Source organism: Paenibacillus dokdonensis (assembly GCF_004916975.1).
In the GTDB taxonomy this organism is placed as follows: Bacteria; Bacillota; Bacilli; order Paenibacillales; family Paenibacillaceae; genus Paenibacillus_AQ; species Paenibacillus_AQ dokdonensis.
Genome location: NZ_STGQ01000002.1, coordinates 284,174 through 305,617, shown reverse-complemented (window position 1 = coordinate 305,617; position 21,444 = coordinate 284,174). Strand labels below are relative to the sequence as shown.

Below are 21,444 nucleotides of genomic sequence, written 5' to 3'. Positions count from 1 at the left end.
CTATGGGAACGATAAAATGGCTTCGTATGCTGGACCCGCTGCGGAATGTGTTTGAGAAATTCGGCGTGGATTACCCGGTGATGCGTAAGATTTTGGAGATCAAACTGCTGATGGATGGACGCAGGGCGCCAACGCTGCTTCAGAAATCCTCCAAAAACGCTGATCCCGCCACGATGTCCAATCAGTTTATTAAGTCGCTGTGGATATACATTGTGCTCAGTCTGGTGCTGGTGCCGCTCGTGGCCATGAAGATGAACTTCATGTTTCAGATGAGCCTGGTATTCGGCATACTCATGTTTATGATCACGACTTCCATGATTTCCGACTTTTCTTCGGTGCTGCTGGATGTCCGTGACCGCAATATTTTATTTTCCAAACCGGTTCAGCGCAAGGCGATCAATATGGCAAAGCTGCTGCATGTGGCGATCTACCTGCTGCTGCTGACCGGATCACTGACCGTGCTGCCTCTCTTGGTGGGACTGTACAGGCATGGCATTCTCTTTTTCCTGCTGTTTATCGTGGAAATCATCCTGATGGACGTGTTTATCGTCGTACTGACGGCGGCGCTGTATTGGCTCGTGCTGCGCTTTTTTGACGGGGAGAAGCTGAAGGATATTATCAACTATGTTCAGATCGGACTGACCATTGCCATGACCGTCGGATACCAGTTCATCTCCAGATTATTTAATCTGATGGATGTTAAGGTGGCCTTTACGGCGAAATGGTGGGAACTATTTATCTTCCCTACCTGGTTCGCATCTTCCTTCGAATGGCTGCTAGGCGAAGGCGGGAATATGTATGTTATTATTTTCTCGGTGCTGTCCGTGGTTGGCCCGCTGGCCGCGTTATGGATTTATTCCTTGCTGATGCCTTCCTTCGAACGGAATTTGCAAAAACTCGCCACCCATCAGGCACGGGGGAAAATGAACCGGCTCCGGCTTGCGGATCGGCTCAGCGTCTTATTTTGCCGGGGGAATATCGAAAGGCTGTTCTTCCGCTTCTCCTGGGACATGATGGGGCGGGAGCGGGATTTCAAGCTGAAGGTATATCCGCAGCTGGGATTCTCTCTGATCTTTCCGTTTATTTTCATGTTTAATATTTTGCGTTCAAACAGCGGCTTCGCGGCGATGAGAGAGGGCAGGGGTTATCTGTTTGTGTATTTCTGTGCGATGATGATTCCGACCATCGTCCTGATGCTCAGGTTCTCCGGCAGCTCTAAAGGAGCATGGATCTACCAGACCATCCCGCTGAGGGATAGCGCCCCGATCTATAAAGGGGCTGTGAAGGCGATGATCGCCAGGCTGTTCGGACCGGTGTTTGTGTTTCAGGCCGTTGTTTTCCTGTTTATTTTCGGGGCGAGGATTATTCCCGATCTTGTCGTCATTCTGCTTAGCGTCCTGCTGTATACCGTAATTAGCTTTATGGTGCTTGACAAGGAACTGCCTTTTTCGAGGCCTTTTCAGAACACGCAATCAGGAAGCACTTTTGTTTTCTTGGGGCTGATGATATTGCTTGGCGTATTCGCAGGCGCCCACCTGGGCTTTACATTTTTAGCGTATGGGAAGTACCTGTGGATGCTGCTGCTATTGGTCTTCAATTTCATCGCCTGGAAGCTGGCTTTCCGCAAGGGATCTTTAAACCATTTAACATATGATTAAAAATGCCGGATCCCCCTAGCAGGGGGATTCTTTGCGTTGTTCTTCTGTTTCTGGAACCTTCCTCCTGTCCGTTACAAGCGATAGATGTTCATCTCTTTACTTGTATGCAAGTCGGTTAGAGAGAGTATAGTCTTTCATCCGTACAGGCGGCCTATCATTGCGATAAGGGTGACAATGGCCTGTTCATCACCGGAATTCGTGCATAAACTATACAGTCTTCGCTACGCTACCTAAACGCCCCGGAATGGAGAGATCATGAGATGACTGAAAAAAGGAAACTGCGTTCAACCTTGATGAGTAAGTGGACTAAAACGAAACTGCTTGTGGTTCATGATGATGTGAAGTCGGTTATACCGGATACACGAAAGTTAAGTAAGCCGACTTTGAAGTCTATGCTGAGTACCTATAAAATGGTATATGTTAAGCCTGATGTAGGGACCTTTGGCAACGGTGTGATCCGGGTGGAGAAGCTGGAGTCAGGAGGTTATTCGCATCAGCTGGGAACCAAGGTCAATATAAAAAAAGATTTCGATTCATTTTATGAATCTCTTATAAAATTAACCGGAAGCAGAAGCTACCTTATTCAGAAAGGGATTCATCTGGTGAAATACAATCACCGCCGTTTTGATATCCGCGTGATGGTTCAGCTGAGCCCGAAGGGAATATGGGAAACAACGGGGCTGATCGGAAGGGTAGCGCATCCGGGGAAAATTGTGACGAATTACCATAGCGGCGGAAAGCCGATGGATGTCAATCGTCTGCTGGGCGCGCATTTATCCCAGAATCAAATGACCAAAACGATAGGGACGCTGGAACGACTGGGCGTTAAAGTAGCCCGTCATATGCATGCCAAGTATCCTGGATTCAGACAACTTGGGCTTGATATTGGATTTGACCGCACCTGGACGCCGTGGATATTGGAAGTAAACACGAATCCTGATCCGTATATTTTCAACCAGCTTTCTGATAAAAGAATGTATCGAAAAGTAATGAAATATAGACGCGCCTCTTTATAGCTTTTTGCCACTCAACATTCGGTCTGACCCTCGTAAGAATACGTCGTGAGTTATTTTCCTGTTTGCACTTTACTGCCTATATTTCACACTTTGATTATGACCCGAAGAAGTAGTACATTAATAGATGAAATCATAAGGAGGTTTCTGAATTAATGTTCTATGAAGACAATGAGAATCTGACCATCATGACCTACACCTTGAATAGTGGCATTAAAGGAACTGTACCTTTATCGAATAAGCAAATTCAGGAATGGATCGAATGCTATCGTACCGATGCGAAATTCATCACAGCTATTGGCAAAGAGTTTTTTGGCCTCAATCCAGAGCTGGTTGCGGATTTTAAAGTGCATAATCGGTTCTCTAATTACGCTGAAGTCATCAAGCCCGTAGGCAACCCGCCGGCCGAACCGGATAATGCCGACCAGCTGTCGAAAGCGTATGAAGAGAACCGTGTATACTTTAAAGTCGACTGCAAATGCGGTACCACATACACGACCTTTTCCCAATACTACACGACGAAATGGTATTGTTCCAAATGTAAGGAGATCGTGTTTTTGGACAAGAAAAAGGGCAGAGTGTCTACAGACAAGGGCGATGCCTGGTACATGACCAACAAGTATTATGTATCAAGGGACTAGCATGAATGAGCAAAAAACGCCCGTCACAGGGTGAAGACATAGAGGATGAATTGAACATGTTTAAGGGACTGCCTCAAGGCCGCTACGGCTTGGACAGTCCCTTTTGTTTTGTTCATTTATAGCATTCTAAAGCTTGAACCTTTCGATCAGCGGGAGATAGGGACGCAGGAAAGATGTTTTGATACACGCAGGGATATTTTGGTAATATTTGCGATGGCTTTGGGTAATAAATCATGGGCTGCGCCGGTAACTGGAGTGGATATGTATGTACAATCATAAGCCGGCGAGAGGCAATGCCTAAAATTTTTAATATTTTGTGACATAATTCACATTATCTCATTTTTGGACCGGAGAATGTGACATTTATCACATTGGAAGCGTCGTTCGTCTGCCAGAATACATGAAGGAAAGGATATTGCAAAAGTCAAAAAAGGCGTGGAAACGAATTTTGCATAATCCGAAGGATAACTAATACTTGTGTGTTCACGAATCCGGGAAGTACAGGGTTCTGAGAATAACTTTTAGAAAGAGGGAAGAAAAATGGATGTAGTGATGCTGTCTCGGATCCAGTATGCAGCAACGACGATTTTTCACTTCTTCTTCGTGCCCGTGTCGATCGGTTTGGCTCTTCTGATCGCAATCATGGAAACGATGTATGTCGTCAAAGGCAAAGAAGAATATAAAGAAATGGCCAAGTTCTGGGGCAAGCTGTTCCTGATCAATTTCGCGATTGGGGTGGTCACAGGCATTCTGCAGGAGTTCCAGTTCGGGATGAACTGGTCAGCTTACTCCCGATTCGTCGGGGACGTATTCGGGGCGCCGCTAGCGGTTGAAGCGCTGCTCGCCTTCTTCCTGGAATCAACGTTTATCGGGCTTTGGATTTTCGGATGGGATCGGCTCTCCAAAAAAGTCCATGCACTCTGTATCTGGCTGGTAGCCATTGGCACAGTGATGTCGGCGTTCTGGATTCTGGCTGCGAATTCCTTCATGCAAAGACCTGTCGGCTTCACCATGAATAATGGACGCGCGGAAATGAACGATTTCCTTGCACTGATCACGAACGGCCAGCTGCTGCTGGAATTCCCGCATACCATTCTGGGTGCCTTTCTGACGGGAGCGTTCTTAATCGGAGGCGTGAGCGCGTATAAGCTGCTGAAGAAGCAGGATGTCGCATTTTTCAAGAAATCGTTTACGATTGCGGTTATCGTTGGGCTCGTAACTTCCATTGGCGTGGCTTTGGTCGGTCACCAGCAAGCACAGTACCTGGTCAAAACACAGCCGATGAAAATGGCTGCTACCGAAGCGCTCTGGGAAAACAGCGGCGATCCGGCTGCATGGACGGTAACGGCAATGATCAATACAAAAGAACAGAAGAATACAGGCGAGTTCCAAATTCCCTATCTGCTCAGCTTTCTGTCGTACAGTAAGTTCTCCGGCGAAGTCAAAGGCATGAAGGAGCTGCAGGCGGAGTATGAGCAAAAATACGGTCCCGGCGATTACATTCCACCGGTACGCACCACGTTCTGGAGCTTCCGCTTCATGGTGGCTGCAGGCTCGCTGATGATCGTGTTCAGCTTGTACGGCGTATACCTGGCAGCACGTAAAAAACTCGAAAACAGAAACAAATGGTTTTACCGGATTATGCTGTTCAGCATTTCACTTCCCGTCATTGCTAACACATCCGGCTGGCTTATGACCGAGATGGGACGCCAGCCATGGACCGTATTCGGACTCATGACGACAGCGGACAGCGTTTCGCCTAGCGTGACATCCGGCCAGGTGCTGTTCTCCCTCATCGTCTTCGTTGGTGCTTATGCCATTCTGGGAGCTGTCATGGTCTACCTGTTTGTTCGCACGATTAAAAAGGGGCCTTACGAAGTGAAGCCTCAACATGAAGAATCCCATGATCCATTCGATAAGGAGGGATACCGTCATGCTATCTCTTAATGAACTCTGGTTTGTGCTTGTCGCGGTATTATTCACCGGCTTTTTCTTTCTGGAAGGCTTCGACTTTGGCGTAGGAATGTCTACAGGCATCTTGGCAAAGACAGATGGGGAGCGCCGGCTGCTCATCAACTCGATCGGACCCTTCTGGGATGGCAACGAGGTATGGCTCCTGACTGCGGGGGGCGCGATGTTCGCCGCATTTCCGAACTGGTACGCCACGCTGTTCAGCGGATTCTATACTCCGCTAGTGCTGCTGCTGCTGGCACTGATCGGGCGCGGAGTTGCATTCGAATACCGGGGCAAGGTGGAGAAGCAATCCTGGAAAAAAACATGGGACGTCATCATCTTTACCGGCAGTCTGCTGCCGCCGCTTTTGCTGGGCGTGGTGTTCACAGACTTGATCCAAGGGCTTCCCATTGATCAGGCCATGGAGATGAGAGCTTCGTTCTTCGGCGATATCGTGAATGTGTATTCCGTGGTTGGCGGCCTGACAATGGTGCTGCTCTGCCTCGTGCATGGACTTCTGTTTGCGACGCTGCGTGTGAACGGTGAACTTCAGGACCGCGCACGTAAAATGGCACGTAATCTGATGGTCCCACTTGCCGTGATGGTGGTTGCTTTCTTGACCCTGACGTATTTTAATACCGGAATTTTTGAGGTTCGTGGCGGCATTTTGATGGCTGTCATTGCGGTAATAATCATAGCATTTGCGCTGGCTGCTCTGTTTTCCGGCAAGAAAAAAGACGGCTGGGCATTTGGTATGACCGGCGCGGTCATAGCGCTGACGATTGCTTTCTTCTTCATCGGGCTCTTCCCAAATGTCATGGTCAGCTCGATTGATGCGGCCTTCAACCTGACTTTAACCAACGCGGCTTCCGGACATTACTCGCTTAAGGTGATGACCATTGTGGCTTTATCCCTGCTGCCTTTCGTGCTTGGTTATCAGATCTGGAGCTACTTCGTCTTTCATAAACGGGTTCACGAGAAGCATCTGGAGTATTAATGGATCGTAATTTACTGGGCTTCAAAGGGATAAAGCCAACACTTGCCGCTGTTCTGCTGCTCACGCTGGTACAAAGCGTATCCATCATACTACTGGCAAGATGGCTGGCGGAGGTCCTCTCCGCCCTCTTTGCCGGTGAACCTCTTCACACGCAATACAATAAAATGATGATGTTTCTCGGTGCATTTCTGGTCCGGCACATCATCGGTTTTTTTCAGCAAAAAATCAGCTATGCGTTCGCTGAGCGGACAGGTGCCAGTCTGCGGAAGCAGGTTATGGAGAAGCTGTTCCAGCTCGGACCCCGGTTCGCGAAGCAGGAAGGCACAGGTAACCTGGTTACTCTTGTGCTGGAGGGTGCTGCGAAGTTCCGGAACTACCTGGAGCTGATCGTGCCGCGGATGGCCGGGATGTCGATCATTCCCTGGATCATCCTGGTGTATATTTTCATGCAGGACATCACATCCGGGATCATTTTGATTCTGTCGATGCCCATTCTGATTGTATTTATGATTCTGATCGGGCTTGCTGCCCGAAAACATACAGAAAAGCAGCTGGATACGTACCGCACGCTTTCGAACCATTTTGTGGATTCGCTGCGCGGTTTGGAAACCCTGAAGCTGCTGGGGCAAAGCCGCTCGCACAGCGATACCATCGCCCGGGTGAGCGACCGCTACAGATCGGCAACCATGCGCACATTGCGCGTGGCCTTTCTGTCCTCATTCGCACTGGACTTTTTCACTATGCTATCAGTGGCTGTTGTCGCCGTTGGCCTCGGCCTGCGGCTGGTTAACGGTGAACTGGCACTGGTGACCGGACTGACGGTACTGATTCTTGCGCCGGAATATTTCCTGCCGGTACGTATGGTCGGCGCGGACTTTCATGCAACACTCGATGGCAAGGAAGCCGGAGCAGCGATGCAGCTTATCATCGATGAGCCGCTAACACAAGAACCGGATGTTCAAAGTACGGGTCAGGAAGAGAGAGAACTGGACTGGACGATAAGCAGCCGTCTGATCCTGTCAGGTGTTGGTGTGCAGCATCAGCAGGAAGGCCCGCATTCGCTGCAGGAGGTTTCGCTGGATGTGCAAGGGCTGGGGAAGATCGGGATTATTGGTGCCAGCGGCGCCGGTAAATCCACACTGATTGATGTACTGGGCGGATTCCTGAAGCCGTCGGCAGGAAACATGGTTCTGAATGATCAGCGCCGGGGTTCGCTTACGACGGATGCCTGGAGAAAGCTGACGACGTATATCCCGCAGCATCCCTATATTTTCAGCAGCACGCTGGCGGACAATATCTGCTTCTATTCGCCGGATGCGAATGTCTCGGATGTGGAACAGGCGGTGGCAGCCGCGGGATTATCGGAGCTGGTACACAGCCTGCCGCATGGTGCGGAGGAACTCATCGGGAATGGCGGCCGCCAGCTGAGCGGCGGACAGGAGCAGCGTGTAGCATTGGCCCGGGCTTTTCTTAGCGACCGGCCCGTCATTTTGCTGGATGAGCCGACAGCACATTTGGATATAGAGACGGAATATGAACTGAAGCAGACGATGTTGTCTCTTTTCGAGAATAAGCTGGTATTCCTTGCGACACATCGTTTGCACTGGATGCCGGATATGGACCGGATTATCGTACTGGATCACGGAAGAGTAGCTGAAACCGGTACCCATGAAGAACTGATTGCCCGCAGGGGAGTCTACTATGAGCTGATACAATCGCAACTGGGGGGAGTAGAGTGAGAGAAGAGAGCTGGCTGCGGCCCTATGTACGAACGTACCGGGGGCGATTTCTGATCATTATTGTGCTGGGCTGCCTTACACTCCTGACTGCATCGATGCTCATGTTCACCTCGGGCTTCCTGATTTCCAAAGCGGCGCTCCGCCCGGAAAATATCCTGATGGTATATGTGCCGATCGTTCTGGTCCGCACCTTCGGGATTGGGCGTGCGGCGGTCCACTATGTGGAGCGGCTGGTCAGCCATGATGCGGTGCTGCGGATTGTGTCGCTGATGCGTACAAGACTATACCGGATTCTGGAGCCGCAGGCGTTGTTCATATCCTCCCGGTTTCGTACGGGGGATGTGCTCGGCGTCCTATCTGACGATATTCAATACCTGCAGGATGTTTACCTCAGAACCGTATTTCCGGGTGTCGTGGCGCTTGTGATGTACATTGCCTCCATTGCGGCTTTGGGATGGTTTGATATCAAGTTTGCGCTTTTCATGGCGCTGTATATCTTTATTCTCGTAGCGGTTCTGCCTTGGGTATCACTGCTTATTACCAAGGCGAAAAGCCGTCTTTCGAAGCAGCAGCGCAGCGGCTTGTACAGCAAGTTGACCGACGCCGTGCTTGGCATGAGCGACTGGGTCATCAGCGGCAGACAATCGCATTTTCTCGTTGCCTATGAAGCGGATGAGCGTGAGGCGGCACGGGTGAACAGCCAGCTCAAGAGCTGGGCACGCTGGCGGCAGCTGATCGGGCAGGTTGTGATTGGCCTCAGCGTCATTTCAATGGTGGTATGGGCAGCGCGCGAATATGCCGGCGGGCATATCCCGGCAACGCTGATTGCGGCTTTTGTGCTGGTGATGTTCCCGATTATGGATGCATTTATGCCGGTATCTGAAGCGATTGAAAAAATACCAAGCTACCAGAGCTCACTGCAGCGGCTCCGTGACATCGGCCGGACAGCCGGCGCGGATGGGACGGAAGAGAACGTTTCACGCATTTCCGCAGAGGAAGTTCGCCAGATGGCAGCATCCGATGTCCATCTAACGGTGCAAAACGTCAGCTTCCGCTATGATGAAGCTTCACCCTGGTCGCTGCAGGATGTATCGCTTGATCTGCCGCAAGGCAAGCGGATTGCCATTATCGGCCGCAGCGGGGCGGGCAAATCGACGCTGCTCAAGATGATCGAGGGCGCTCTGGCACCTTCATCAGGAACCGTCAGATTAAATGACATGGATGCGTTTGCGATTGGCGACCAAATGCCGCAGGTAGTCTCCGTATTGAATCAAAGCCCGCATCTGTTCGACACGACCGTGGCGAACAATATCCGCCTAGGCGACCGCGATGCCGAGGACGAGGATATCCGGCGCGCAGCCGGTCAGGTTAAGCTGGACCAGCTAATCGAATCCCTGCCTCTCGGCTACAAAACGCCGATGCATGAGACGGGGCAGCGCTTCTCAGGTGGTGAGCGCCAGCGGATCGCGCTGGCGAGGGTTCTTCTCCAGAACAATCCGGTTGTCATCCTTGACGAGCCGACCGTTGGACTGGACCCACGCACCGAAAATGATCTGCTCGCAACGATCCTGGATACGATGAAGGGCAAGTCATTGGTCTGGGTAACGCATCATTTGGTGGGTGCCGAGCATATGGATGAGATCATTTTCATGGAGAACGGACACATAGAGATGAGAGGTTCCCATGCGGAACTGATGGCAACATCCGAGCGGTACCGCAATCTGTACCGGCTGGATCGTCCGGAGGCGTTTATGGTGAAGTGAAAGGATATATTGGAGTCATGCCGCCAGGAAGCGGTATGGCTCTATTTATATTGGGGATGCGTGGAAGGATATCGTTCATCCCGTTGAGTGCATAAAAAGAGACTCGTCGCCGCATCCTACATATGGGCAAGTTGGTAACTTAAAGGAGGTGCGAGTAAGATGAGCAACAATTCCCAGGAGCCAAGCAAGTATGAGGTACAAACCACGAAGCTGAACAAAATGCCGGTACCTGACGAGCAAAGAGAAGAGTTTGCGAAAGAAATGGAAGAAGACGCGAAGGAAGCGTTTGGCCAGCAGCAATCAGAGAATAAAGAGTAATGTTTAATACATGATGATGAGGGGTGTCTTCAAAGGTCTGCAGACCGAGAGGCACCCCTGTTATGGTTGAGGTCAAGCTCTATGCAGGGATGAGCCCATTGTAATCGTTCAAGGTCGTCTAATACTTGACTTATCGTTCAAGAAAAATTATATTAATTACACGAAAGGGGGACTATCCATGGGGAGACATAAAGAGTTTGACCAGGAAAAGGCTGTTGATCAGGCACTGGACCTATTCTGGGAGAAGGGCTATGAAAGCACCTCGATTCAGGATCTGTGTGATCACCTGGGAATTCACCGGGGCAGTCTCTACGACACGTTTGGGGATAAACATGAGTTGTTCTTGGCCTGCCTGGACCGTTTCAGTGAACGGGCTGATGAAAATTATAATTATATTTTAAAAGAAAACAGCGATTCGCCCAAGGAACAGCTGGAACGCTATTTCTCCAAAGTGATCGATGTATCCATGAACAACGCCGCACGCGGGCGCGGCTGTTTAATGACGAATACGACGCTTGGACCCGTGGCTTATGTGCCGAATGTGGCCAGCCGGATTGAGGCGCATGCGACGAATACGGAGGCTTTATTTTTTAGCTTCTTAATGCGTGTACAGAAAAAAGGATGCCTGAAAAGCAAACACAGTCCCCGCGAGCTGGCGCGATTTCTGGCTGGAACCAAACAGGGGCTGCATGTGATGGCGCGGACCGCGGCGGATCGCAGCGTGCTTGAAGATTTCTGTAAAGTGGCAATTTCGGCCATACTATAATTTTTTTTTGATAATTCTTGAATGGATGTTCAAGTATTGCTTGAAGTTGATGAGAAGGTGAGATTCTATTTTTTTGCCTTATTCTTGAACGACCATTCTAGAAATGGAGATGATGTCAATGAAACGAATGTTATGGGTCATTCTGATGATGTCCGTCGGAGCCACCTTTACCTCACCGCTATTCCCGCTTTATCAGGAGCATTATCAATTAAGCAGCTTGCAGATCACGATCTTATTTGCGGTTTATGCCCTCTTTCTGCTGCCGTCACTGCTCATTGCGGGATCAAGAGGAGGCGGGTGGGGATTAAAAAGGGTTCTTCGCATCAGTATCTGGATTTCGATCGCGGCTACGATTCTCTTTATGGGGAGTCAGCAGGCGTGGTTGATCTATGCGGCGAGGATACTCGAAGGCATCGCATACGGCACCTTTACGGGAACGGCGGTAGCTTTCCTGCTGCAGCAGAGTTCCAAAGATCAAGCGAAAAAAGCAATCACCTTATCGGGAATCACGGTGTCCGTCGGTTTTGGCCTCGGGCCGGCACTGACCGGACTGGTCATTCAATATTTGCATATCATGCCGCTGCGTATGCCGTTCTGGTTCTTGACCCTACTGCTGGTTAGCGCCTGGGCTGCTCTTGAAACGTTAAAGGATCATGATTTCGAGGCACAGAAAAGAATGGGAAAAACTGCATCTGCACCTATATCTCTCGGTGTTCCCACAGATATCCGCCGTCATTTCTGGTCTTTCAGTGCTCTTCCGATCTTTACGTTGTTTACGCTGAACGGAATCATACTTTCACTGATCCCTTCCTTTGTAAAAAGTGTGATCCATACTACGAATCTTTCCGTGTCAGGGTTGCTGATTCTGCTGCTTCTGGGAGGCGGAGCCCTCATGCAGCTGCTGCCATGGGTTAAATACCCGGTCACTCGCCTGCGTATCGGTATTGTATTGCTGGCTATAGGTGCTTGGCTGGTCGTATTCTCGGGTTCAACGGGAAGCATCATCCTGCTCTGGATCGGAGTTCTTGTTCAGGCAATCGGCAGCGGCTGGACGTTTCAGATCAGTTTGCAGCTTGCCGGAGAGCTTCCCAATCCGGAGGAGCGTCCGAAAGTAATTACAAGCTTCTATTTGGCCGGATACTCCGGTTTCATCGTTCCCATTGTGGGCACTGGCATTCTGACGTATTTCTTCGACCTGCATGTGTCGCTGATCGTATTAAATATTCTGGCTTCCTTGCTGGTACTCTACATGCTGGCGTATTCAGTCCGATTTGCGAGATATTATAGCGCCCGTAAGTCACAGCTGCTGTCACAAGAGCAAAGAGTATCCGCAGCACCCAAGATGGGATGCGAAGGGGCGCTTCAAGAGCAGTTCTAAGCAACAAAAGCCCTCCCAACGAGCCGATACAAAAAAAGCAGCCCATCCGCGGATAGGCTGCTTTTTTTTATTTATGAAAGAGTTTAGTCTTCCTTCGGATGGATCATTTGCTCCGGACGCACCACAGCATCGAACTGCTCTTCGGTCAGCAGGTTGCTCTTCAGAGCTGCTTCCTTCAAGGTCAGTCCTTCCTTGTGAGCCATCTTGGCTACCGCTGCGGCATTTTCATAGCCGATATGCGGATTGAGCGCCGTTACCAGCATCAGCGATTGGTTCAGATTGCGTTCAATCACGGAACGGTTTGGCTCGATGCCTACGGCGCAGTGGTCATTGAAGGATACCATTGAATCCGCCAGCAGACGTGCGGATTGCAGGAAATTGAAAATGATCACCGGCTTGAACACGTTCAGCTCAAAGTTGCCTTGGCTGGCAGCAAAGCCGATGGCAGCATCATTACCCATAACCTGGCACACGACCATCGTGATCGCTTCACTTTGTGTAGGGTTCACTTTGCCCGGCATAATGGAGCTGCCCGGCTCGTTGGCAGGGATCACAAGCTCACCGATGCCGCAGCGCGGACCACTGGCCAGCCAGCGCACATCGTTGGCGATTTTCATGAGATCAGCGGCAAGCGCTTTCAGCGCGCCGTGAACATACACGAGCTCGTCATGGCTTGTGAGCGCATGGAATTTGTTCAAGGCGGAGGTGAAGGTTTTGCCGGTCAGCTTGCTGATGTTGGCAGCCGTCATGTCGCCGAACTTCGGATGAGCATTGATGCCTGTGCCGACAGCTGTTCCGCCGATCGCCAACTCACGCAGCGATTCGATGCTGGTGCGGATCATGCTTTCGCTTTTCTCCAGCATGCGGTGCCAGCCGCTGATTTCTTGGCCGAGCGTAAGTGGAGTAGCATCCTGCAGATGCGTTCTGCCGATTTTGATAATATCCATATACTCTTCGCTCTTCGAGCGGAACGTTTCCTTCAGCTTGGCGATGGCAGGGAGGACTTGATCCTCAACGGCAATGAGTGCCGCGATATGCATCGCTGTTGGGAACGTATCGTTCGAGCTTTGCGATTTGTTGACGTCATCGTTTGGATGAATGCGCTGCTCGCTGCCTTTTTCCTGAAGCATTTGGTTGGCGCGGTTCGCGATAACCTCATTCACATTCATATTCGACTGGGTGCCGCTTCCGGTTTGCCAAACAGCCAGCGGGAAGTGCTCGTTCAGCTTGCCTGCGATGACCTCATCGGCTGCTGCCACGATGGCATCGGCCTTCTCAGCGTTGAGCTTGCCCAGCTCTTTATTGGCAAGAGCCGCACTTTTTTTCAGGATCGCAAATTCGCGGATCAGTTCCAGCGGCATTTTTTCTGTGCCAATTTTGAAATTTTCAAAGCTCCGCTGCGTTTGGGCTGCCCATAGCTTGTCCGCAGGAACTTTAATTTCACCAATGGTGTCTTTTTCAATTCTGAATTCCACTTGTATTTCCTCCTTCACCACACGTGAGTTTCTATTCAATCCTGAGATCCATCTCCATAAAAAAGCCTATTGAAACGGACCCACCTGATATGAAATATATCATAATCTTCCTTCTATATAAAATGAAATAAAGCATGCCGTTTTCGTTATTTCAATTTAACTATATAAACTGAAATAAAGCTTGTCGTTTTCTTTATTTCAATTTTATATATATGAAAAGATATATTATACATACAATTAACATTTATTAGAAATTTATTTAACAGTTTCCTTCTATACTGACTCTAGTATCATTCAACCAAAGGAGGAAATGTGATGATAAGAAAGAAACGGAGCATCGTACAAGCCGCACTATGCCTGACAGCGGCAGCAAGTCTTGTGATTTCCGGAGGGATTGTTCAAGCCAAAGGGAACACAGCGTCCACGAAAGCAAAAAATGTAATCCTGTTCGTCGGTGACGGCATGGGAGCAGCGCAGCGGGATGCTATCCGCCTGAATACAGTCGGATTAAATGGCAAGCTTCAGATGGACGATATGCCTTATTCCGCATTTCTCCGTACGCACTCCACTGTAGCCGTGACCGATTCAGCAGCTGCAGGAACAGCGATTGCCAGCGGAGTCAAAACATATAACGGCGCCGTAGGCGTTGATGCGAATAAAAAACCTGTCAAAACCCTGCTGGAAGTTGCAAAAGGACTCGGCAAATCAACGGGTCTCGTGACGACAAGCCAGATTACCGATGCGACACCGGCGGTGTTTGGATCCCATGTCGAAGACCGTTCACAGCAAAGCAAGATCGCAAAGCAATATCTCGATAACAGCAAGGTAGACGTGCTGCTCGGAGGCGGAGAAGATTTCTGGTATCCTGCCGGCAACCCGGGTAAATTCGAGGATCATCCCGCCGAAGATCCAACGGAAGAAAGCAAAGGGACGGAAGGCAATCTGGTGGATCATGCCAAAAAACTCGGCTATCAATATGTGACGAGCAAGGAGGAGCTGCAAAAAGCGAAGAACGGAAAAATTCTCGGGCTGTTCGCTAATGAGGAGATGTTCCAGCAGAAGCCTGAGGGAGAAGGCGATGTGTACAACCCGGTTGTACCGCTGAAGGACATGACACAGAAGGCGCTGGATACCCTCTCCACGAACAAAAAAGGATTTTTCCTGATGGTTGAAGAGGAAGGAACCGATGAAATGGCGCATGAAAACAACGCGAAGCTGACGATCAAGGCTGGACAGGAGCTGGATAAAGCGGTGGGCGTTGCCAAGGAATTCGCGAAAAAGCATCCGGATACGCTCGTACTGGTGCTGGCTGATCATGAAACCGGCGGTTTTGCACTCGAAGGTGTGGATGATAAGGATGAGTCTGGTGACGGAATCTCGAAAGAGGATGGACCATTCAGTATCTACGGCTCCAAGGAGCAGTTCTACGTTGACTGGACGACTTCGGGACATACCGGGGTTGATATTCCACTGACTGCGATGGGAAGCGGCGCGGAGCTCTTCACCGGCGTCCATGAAAATACGTACGTGCATGATGCGATTCTTAAGGCTTGGGGGCTCATGAAGTAAGAAGCCTGTCATGCAGGCGGCTATTAAAAAGCAATCTTTAAGCAGCCTGAGTCCTGTATTCATAAGGACTCAGGCTGTTTGGGTTCACATGGAAACATTCATGTTATTACAAACTTATACCTCCCTCGGTATGATCCGCACGGACGACGGTCCTGTACTGGATCGGGGTCAGTCCTTCATTCTTCTTGAATTTGCGAATAAAATTCGTGGCGTCAATATAACCGACTTCATGGATAATATCTTTGAGCGGGGCATCGGAAGACCGAAGCAGTTCCTTCGCTTTGTTCATTCGCATGCCGTCGATGTACCGCATCAGCGATTGTCCTGACGTCTCTTTGAATAACCGGGTGACGTAGGAGGGAGACAGTCCGAACTGGCCGGAAATGTTGTCGAGGGATAGGGAATGGTCGCAGTAATGATCAGTAATATAGGCCAGAATTTTCTCGGTCAGGCCTGTTTGCTTACCTTCCGTAGCCTTGCCGATATAGGAACAAAGATGCCTGCAAAGTCCAATCAGCATACATTCCATCTCTTCCATTGTTTCGAATTCGGCGGCGAGCAGATCTTCAAGGCCTCCGTCACTCTGCTCGGCCGATTGAATCTCCAGCTCAATGAACGTTTTTAATATCGTATTTACAATGTCAAAACAGATCAGCTCTGCAGCCCTCAGCGGGATTTGCCGATGGACGATGTTGGCGATGATGTCGCGGATTATCGCCTCCGCTTCGTCGCTGCGGCCGCCCTTGATCGCCCGAGCGATTTCCGACTCCTGCTCAAGCGGGTGCCAGAAGATGCCTTTTTGGTCATGATGCTGGATGTCTTCATAAAGAATGACCCGGTCGCCGCCTTGAATAAAGCGATACCTCGCAGCCTGGCCTGCTTCCAGGAAAGATTGATAAGTTTTGCCGATATCGCCATATATACCGCCAATGCCTGCCGTGACGGATAGGCCCGCGTACTGCCGGAATAGCTCCTTGGCCTTGGCGGCTAATTCGGCTGGATGCCGTACATGATCGAAGCCTTCATTCAAGTTGAGCAGGAGCACAAAGCCGCGGTTATCGGGCAGCTCGATGCCGTAGCCCGCACCGGATTCGAGGGAAAGGTCCTCAATCATTTTGAGCAGGCTGTACCTCACAATCAGCTGCATGGATTCCGTCTGGGTCTGCTTGAGCTTTCCGCTGTCGTCGATGAGGAATATCAGCACTGTGAAAAAAGGCTTATCAAGAACGACATTGGAGTGGGCGAAGGTTTCCTCCACATTTTCGGGTTTCATCCGTCCGTACAGGAGAGACAGCAGATGTTTTTCCTTCAGGGCGGCTCCCTGGGCATTCAACCGGTGAAGCAGCCCTTCCTTTTCGCGGTTGATCTCTCCGACGGCATGAAATATTAACTCGTATTCATCCGTCTGCCTGGCGGAATCATGAATGGAATATTGGGTTTTCAATTTGGTGATCAGCCGCTGCAGGGGCCGGTAATTATTTAAGGAAAGGGCAAATGCCATGACCAGGCCAATCAGAAAGACCGCTGCGATGGTATACAGAAAGAGAAGGCGGCTCCGCTCCACTTTCCCCATAAACTGGTCCGTAGGCATTACGGTGATGTATGACCAATGATTATAACCGGATTGCAGCCGTATAATTGAATAGTTGCGCCCCTTCACCGGCAGGGTATCGACTGTTTTGTCAGTGGGTCCGTTCATGATCCGCTGGCTGATCGCCGTCTCCGCTTCATCGCGTTCCCCGTTGGCCAGGCGGAACACCTGTTCATTCCGTTCGTTCAGTATATACATAAATCCGTCATAATGCTGCAGAGCGGCCTGCGCGATCGAACGTACGCTGGACTCTTCAATCAGGAACAGCAGCATTCCGTAACGGTTCTCCCGGTTAATCGACAGGGGATGGATATAAACGGAGAGCTGCATCGGATTGACTCCGTTGACCATCACCGTTTCGAGCGGCCGCATCATGGGTGCCTTCATTCCGGAGAAAATGGCGTCCAGATTCGGCTTACTCCAATCTTTAAATTTGTAAACGTATCCAAAAAAATCGTCGGCGTCATAGGTACCGCTTGATCCGTACAGACGGTCCGAGTGCTGGGTGGGATAGTATATCAATAAGTCACGGATGAACATGTTCGTGGATTTATACGTTTTCAATTCCTTGACGGTTCGGTTCAGCGCATATCCATTCTCTTCAATCATAAACGGGGTCAGCACGGGATCGGATGATATCTGCAGGGCCATCCGGTTCATTTCGCTGATCTTGGTATCCATCGTATCTTTAATTCCTGTCAGATTCGCAATGGTATGATCCTGCACTTCAGCACTTAACGTGGTAAAAAAGCCTTTGTATACGATACCGCCGACGATAAGAAGAAGAACGACAATCACAGCAACATAGGATAGAAAATACTTGTAGAAACGGAGCCGCATGGTTCCGCCCAGCCATTTTGCACGCATCGTCTTCCCGCCTTTGCCTTAATAGTCATCGCCATCTCCTTAAGACAGCCAATGCCAAAGAGAAAACGCTCGAAGCGTTTCGTCTTTGGCAGACTGGTAAGGTTGATGTCGGTGTAAAGTTACTTCGTATAACGATTGTAGCCGGCTTTATAAATCTCCATATATTCGTCCAGCCCCATTTTTTTCAGCGTATTCACGTAGGAATCCCATTCATTAAAGGAGGCGCCTCCCGTAATGAACTTGGTGGTCATTTCCTTAACATAGGTCTCTATATCCGCCCGGAGTACCGTCATCCGTTCCGTTTCATCCTTGGTGTATGTGAATGGCGGCCAGATCTCTTTAATGAGATACGGTTCCACTTTCTTCGCGGCATCAACCGAGGCTGGCATCCCTTCGGAACCTTTAAAGTACTGCTGCTTTAGAATGCCCGGATAGCCTACGCCTGGCCAGACCAAATATTGCGATACCGCCTGGTCTTGGGTCAAGCCATTCGGGTTATGCTTAATTTCATCGGTGTAATCCATCTCTCCGCCCGCTTTTTCGGTGAACGTCTTATCTTTCACGCCCATGAAGAAGAGCTTGCTGCCTTCATCGCTGTACAGATAATCAACCCAGCGTACCGTTGCTTCCGGATTCTTGTTTTTGTTCGTAATGACGAATTGGCCCGGATTGCCCACGGAAGAACCGATATACGAATACATTTGATCCCCGTGCGGTCCTTTCAAGGCAGATGCTCCGGCATACCCCTTCAGATTCGAGTAGACGGATTCCGGATTGTAATCGGCAATAACAGCATACACACCTTGGGAACCTTTAGCAATAATCTGATCTGCGTTCGCGGTGAAGAAATCCCTGTCAATTAAGCCCTCGGCATACAGCTTATTCGTGTATTGAAGCAGCTCTTTATAGTTCGGATCGATCGGGAAGAACCGGAGCTCATTTGTCGCTGGATCGATATCCACATACGGGTGCGTGACCCCGCGGTTGCCAAGCCCCCAGGCACCCTGCAGGAAATTGCCGAGGTATGCCCAGCCAGGGCCTCCGCCAAGGGGGATCGTTTTTGGATCTTTCGCTTTGACCGCTTTTAAAAATTCATAGAACTCATCCGTTGTTTTCGGCTCGGATAGGCCCGTTTTTGCGAACCATTCGGGGTTATACCACATAAAGGCGCCGGTCAGCATCGATTTGAAATTGGGATCGGTGATGGTCGGGAACGAATAGATATTACCGTCCGGCATCGTAATCGCTTTTTTGACCTCCGGGTATTCCTCAAGCAGTTTTTTGAAATTAGGCGCATATTTGTCGATATAATCGTTCAGCTTGAGGAAGACGCCCTGTTCGCCGTACATCATCAGATCGGAAGCCGACAGGCCGTTTCCGTACAGCGCATCGGGATAGTCGCCGCCAGCGAGCAGGATATTCCGCTTCTCTACCAGATTATCCCGATCCACCGTGTTCCATTTTACATGGATGTTGGTCATTTTCTCATATTCCTGCCAGATGAGGATGTTGTTCCAGTCGGATGCCGCGAAACGTTTGGGTGCGAAGAACTCCAAGTTGATCGGGTTTTGAACGATAGGCATCCCTTCCATGCTAACCTCGTTTGATGCGGAAGTTTGACCGTCGCCCTGCGGGGCTGAAGTTTCACTTGTGCGGCTGCATGCGGCAAGCAGGGTACTCGCAGCCAGCATAAGGGAAACCAACAACAGCAAAGATTTTTGGCGGTGTTTCATCATTTAAGATCCTCCTCGAAAACGATATTTTTTATCCTTTGATTGCCCCGATGGTCATTCCTTGCACGAAATAACGCTGAAGGAAAGGATAGAGCAGGAACACCGGCAAGTTGGCTACGACAACCACGGCATATTTAATGGCTTGCCCGTACATGATTTGTTCCGAAAGCGAAGTGGCGCCCCCTGACATTTTATCCATCTGGTTCTGAATCAGGATTTCCCGCAGAATGAGCTGCAGCGGGAACTTTGCCCGGTCCGTTAAATAGATCAATGCAGAGAAATAGGAGTTCCAGTGATCGACGCAGTAGAAGAGCGTCATGACCGCGAGAATCGGCATCGACAGAGGCAGCATCACTCGCATAAGAATTCCGGTGTGAGAACATCCGTCGATCATCGCCGCTTCCTGAACCTCGGCCGGCACGCTTTCCTGAAAGAATGTCCGCATAATGATGATGTTCCATACGGCTACCGCATTCGGAATGACGAGCGACCACATCGTGTTCAGCATCCCCAGCTTCTTGATGATAAGGTAGGTGGGAATCATGCCGCCAGAGAAGAACATGGTGAAGACCATGATGAACATGATGATGTTTTTGCCTGCGAACTTCCTGCGGGATAACGGATAGGCCGCCAGTACGGTCATCACAAGATTAATGGATGTACCTACGATGGCGTACAGAAATGTATTACCATATCCAACGAGAATGTCATGGTTCTGGAATACCTTTTGGTAGCCGACCAAGGTAAATTCTTTGGGGAATAACCACATCTTGCCGCTGGAGACGGCCAACTGGTTGGAGATCGAAGCCGAAACAACGAAAATCAACGGATACATAACAATGGCTAAAATAATCAAAAGTACGATGGTATTAACGATGCCGAATAATTTATCGCCGCGTGTATCACCCATAGGGATGCGGCCTCCTTTCTACCAGAGACTGGTCGAGCCGACCCGCTTCGCGATGAAGTTTACGGCTACGATAATGATGAAGTTGACAATGTTCGAGAAAAATCCGACAGCCGCGGAGAAGCTGTACTGAGCCCCTAGAAGTCCGCTACGGTATACATAAGTGGCAAACACGTCCGAGCTCTCGAGGTTCATGTCGTTCTGCATCAGGAATACCTTCTCGAACCCGACACTCAGGATAGAGCCCGTATTAAGAATGAGCAAAATGACGATGGTCGGCAATATGCAAGGAAGATTAATATGCCAAATCCGCTGCATCCGGGAAGCGCCATCCACTCGTGCGGCTTCATGAAGCTGGGGATCGACGCCGGAAAGAGCTGCTAAATAAATAATCGAGCTCCATCCCATCTGCTGCCACACGCCGGAAAATACATAGAGCGATTTGAACCATGATGGTTCCGTCATGAACGAGATCGATTGGCCCCCAAACGCTTTGACGATCTGGTTCATGATCCCTGTATCAGGCGTGAGGAAAATAACCAGAATGCCAACGAGGACCACCGTAGAGAGAAAGTGAGGGGCGTAAGTAACCGTCTGGACGATCTTCTTGAACTTTTTGACGCGAACCTCGTTGATCATGAGCGCGAGCAGAATGGGGACAGGAAATCCGACGACCAGTTGAAACACGCCGATACCCAGCGTATTTTTAATGAGTCGCCAGAAATAATAGCTGTGATAGAACCGCTCGAAGTGTTTGAGCCCTACCCAAGGCGATCCGAGAATTCCTTTGGTCGCGATGAAATCCTTGAAGGCAATTTGGACACCGTACATCGGGATGTAATGGAATATAATGAAATAGGCCACAACGGGCAGAATCAGAGCATAGAGCTCCCAGTTGGATCGAAGCCATTTGATTGACATTGGACAGCCCCCTTGATGGAACGTTATTGAAGGATGCAGCACAGCTTTCCATTCCCATAGATATGGATGAATAAAATGTAAGCGTTTTACAAAGTGAACGGCCGTGAACACAATTTCATTCTAGAGGAGCCGCCCGAAGAGTGTCCATCGGCAGA

The 21,444-nt window shown here is 49.9% G+C and carries 16 protein-coding genes; 11 read left to right on the top strand and 5 right to left on the bottom strand.

Going from position 1 to position 21,444, the window contains the following annotated elements; translation table 11 throughout:
• Positions 1 to 2 precede the first annotated feature (2 nt).
• The 10 genes from E6W40_RS19430 (at position 3) to E6W40_RS19390 (ending at position 12,226) form a co-directional block, all read left to right on the top strand.
• The gene (locus E6W40_RS19430; protein WP_136607283.1) at positions 3 to 1,658 is read left to right on the top strand and encodes a hypothetical protein; all 1,656 of its coding nucleotides are present in this window, start codon (positions 3 to 5) and stop codon (positions 1,656 to 1,658) included.
• A gap of 260 nt (positions 1,659 to 1,918) precedes the next feature.
• Entirely contained in the window at positions 1,919 to 2,674 is a 756-nt protein-coding gene (locus E6W40_RS19425; RefSeq protein WP_136607282.1) for a YheC/YheD family protein, read from the top strand.
• Positions 2,675 to 2,826: 152 nt separating this feature from the next.
• A complete protein-coding gene (locus E6W40_RS19420; protein ID WP_136607281.1) occupies positions 2,827 to 3,312 on the top strand; it encodes a hypothetical protein in 486 nt (161 codons plus the stop codon).
• Between the two features lie 540 nt (positions 3,313 to 3,852).
• Positions 3,853 to 5,259, top strand: coding sequence for a cytochrome ubiquinol oxidase subunit I (locus tag E6W40_RS19415; RefSeq protein WP_136607280.1), 1,407 nt, complete (start codon positions 3,853 to 3,855; stop codon positions 5,257 to 5,259).
• The gene (gene cydB / locus E6W40_RS19410; protein ID WP_136607279.1) at positions 5,246 to 6,262 is read left to right on the top strand and encodes a cytochrome d ubiquinol oxidase subunit II; all 1,017 of its coding nucleotides are present in this window, start codon (positions 5,246 to 5,248) and stop codon (positions 6,260 to 6,262) included. The genes E6W40_RS19415 and cydB overlap by 14 nt, the downstream gene beginning before the upstream one ends.
• Complete coding sequence (cydD, locus tag E6W40_RS19405; protein ID WP_136607278.1) at positions 6,262 to 8,001, top strand: thiol reductant ABC exporter subunit CydD; 1,740 nt, start codon at positions 6,262 to 6,264, stop codon at positions 7,999 to 8,001. Before cydB ends, cydD begins: the two co-directional genes overlap by 1 nt.
• Positions 7,998 to 9,764 carry a thiol reductant ABC exporter subunit CydC gene (cydC, locus tag E6W40_RS19400; protein ID WP_136607277.1) on the top strand — a complete coding sequence of 589 codons (1,767 nt, stop codon included), beginning with the start codon at positions 7,998 to 8,000 and terminating at the stop codon, positions 9,762 to 9,764. The genes cydD and cydC overlap by 4 nt, the downstream gene beginning before the upstream one ends.
• A gap of 159 nt (positions 9,765 to 9,923) precedes the next feature.
• On the top strand, positions 9,924 to 10,082 hold the full coding sequence (locus E6W40_RS29565; RefSeq protein WP_168928986.1) for a hypothetical protein: 159 nt from the start codon (positions 9,924 to 9,926) through the stop codon (positions 10,080 to 10,082).
• Between the two features lie 178 nt (positions 10,083 to 10,260).
• The gene (locus tag E6W40_RS19395) at positions 10,261 to 10,848 is read left to right on the top strand and encodes a TetR/AcrR family transcriptional regulator (protein WP_136607276.1); all 588 of its coding nucleotides are present in this window, start codon (positions 10,261 to 10,263) and stop codon (positions 10,846 to 10,848) included.
• A 118-nt stretch (positions 10,849 to 10,966) separates the two neighbouring features.
• Entirely contained in the window at positions 10,967 to 12,226 is a 1,260-nt protein-coding gene (locus E6W40_RS19390) for an MFS transporter (protein WP_136607275.1), read from the top strand.
• Positions 12,227 to 12,309: 83 nt separating this feature from the next.
• Here the strand turns inward: E6W40_RS19390 and fumC are convergent, their stop codons facing one another.
• Positions 12,310 to 13,701, bottom strand: coding sequence for a class II fumarate hydratase (gene fumC / locus E6W40_RS19385; RefSeq protein WP_136607274.1), 1,392 nt, complete (start codon positions 13,699 to 13,701; stop codon positions 12,310 to 12,312).
• A gap of 315 nt (positions 13,702 to 14,016) precedes the next feature.
• Between fumC and E6W40_RS19380 the strand changes: the two genes are divergently transcribed.
• Entirely contained in the window at positions 14,017 to 15,270 is a 1,254-nt protein-coding gene (locus E6W40_RS19380; protein ID WP_136607273.1) for an alkaline phosphatase, read from the top strand.
• Positions 15,271 to 15,376: 106 nt separating this feature from the next.
• Here the strand turns inward: E6W40_RS19380 and E6W40_RS19375 are convergent, their stop codons facing one another.
• The 4 genes from E6W40_RS19375 to E6W40_RS19360 all read right to left on the bottom strand — a co-directional run bounded on the left by E6W40_RS19375 (position 15,377) and on the right by E6W40_RS19360 (position 21,289).
• On the bottom strand, positions 15,377 to 17,728 hold the full coding sequence (locus E6W40_RS19375; RefSeq protein ID WP_136607272.1) for a helix-turn-helix domain-containing protein: 2,352 nt from the start codon (positions 17,726 to 17,728) through the stop codon (positions 15,377 to 15,379).
• A 119-nt stretch (positions 17,729 to 17,847) separates the two neighbouring features.
• Positions 17,848 to 19,464, bottom strand: a complete 1,617-nt coding sequence (locus E6W40_RS19370) for an extracellular solute-binding protein (protein ID WP_342774716.1) — start codon at positions 19,462 to 19,464, stop codon at positions 17,848 to 17,850.
• 28 nt (positions 19,465 to 19,492) lie between these two features.
• Positions 19,493 to 20,371 carry a carbohydrate ABC transporter permease gene (locus tag E6W40_RS19365; RefSeq protein WP_136607271.1) on the bottom strand — a complete coding sequence of 293 codons (879 nt, stop codon included), beginning with the start codon at positions 20,369 to 20,371 and terminating at the stop codon, positions 19,493 to 19,495.
• Positions 20,372 to 20,389: 18 nt separating this feature from the next.
• A complete protein-coding gene (locus E6W40_RS19360) occupies positions 20,390 to 21,289 on the bottom strand; it encodes an ABC transporter permease (RefSeq protein WP_136607270.1) in 900 nt (299 codons plus the stop codon).
• Between the last annotated feature and the right edge of the window lie 155 nt (positions 21,290 to 21,444).

Bases quoted from the DNA above. Each gene is read 5' to 3' on its own strand.
- E6W40_RS19395 (WP_136607276.1), top strand. From the start codon at position 10,261: ATGGGGAGACATAAAGAGTTTGACCAGGAAAAGGCTGTTGATCAGGCA.
- E6W40_RS19425 (WP_136607282.1), top strand. From the start codon at position 1,919: ATGACTGAAAAAAGGAAACTGCGTTCAACCTTGATGAGTAAGTGGACT.
- E6W40_RS19365 (WP_136607271.1), bottom strand. From the start codon at position 20,371: ATGGGTGATACACGCGGCGATAAATTATTCGGCATCGTTAATACCATC.
- E6W40_RS19420 (WP_136607281.1), top strand. From the start codon at position 2,827: ATGTTCTATGAAGACAATGAGAATCTGACCATCATGACCTACACCTTG.
- E6W40_RS19360 (WP_136607270.1), bottom strand. From the start codon at position 21,289: ATGTCAATCAAATGGCTTCGATCCAACTGGGAGCTCTATGCTCTGATT.
- E6W40_RS19375 (WP_136607272.1), bottom strand. From the start codon at position 17,728: ATGCGTGCAAAATGGCTGGGCGGAACCATGCGGCTCCGTTTCTACAAG.
- cydB (WP_136607279.1), top strand. From the start codon at position 5,246: ATGCTATCTCTTAATGAACTCTGGTTTGTGCTTGTCGCGGTATTATTC.
- E6W40_RS29565 (WP_168928986.1), top strand. From the start codon at position 9,924: ATGAGCAACAATTCCCAGGAGCCAAGCAAGTATGAGGTACAAACCACG.
- E6W40_RS19380 (WP_136607273.1), top strand. From the start codon at position 14,017: ATGATAAGAAAGAAACGGAGCATCGTACAAGCCGCACTATGCCTGACA.
- E6W40_RS19430 (WP_136607283.1), top strand. From the start codon at position 3: ATGGGAACGATAAAATGGCTTCGTATGCTGGACCCGCTGCGGAATGTG.
- cydD (WP_136607278.1), top strand. From the start codon at position 6,262: ATGGATCGTAATTTACTGGGCTTCAAAGGGATAAAGCCAACACTTGCC.
- E6W40_RS19390 (WP_136607275.1), top strand. From the start codon at position 10,967: ATGAAACGAATGTTATGGGTCATTCTGATGATGTCCGTCGGAGCCACC.
- E6W40_RS19415 (WP_136607280.1), top strand. From the start codon at position 3,853: ATGGATGTAGTGATGCTGTCTCGGATCCAGTATGCAGCAACGACGATT.
- E6W40_RS19370 (WP_342774716.1), bottom strand. From the start codon at position 19,464: ATGATGAAACACCGCCAAAAATCTTTGCTGTTGTTGGTTTCCCTTATG.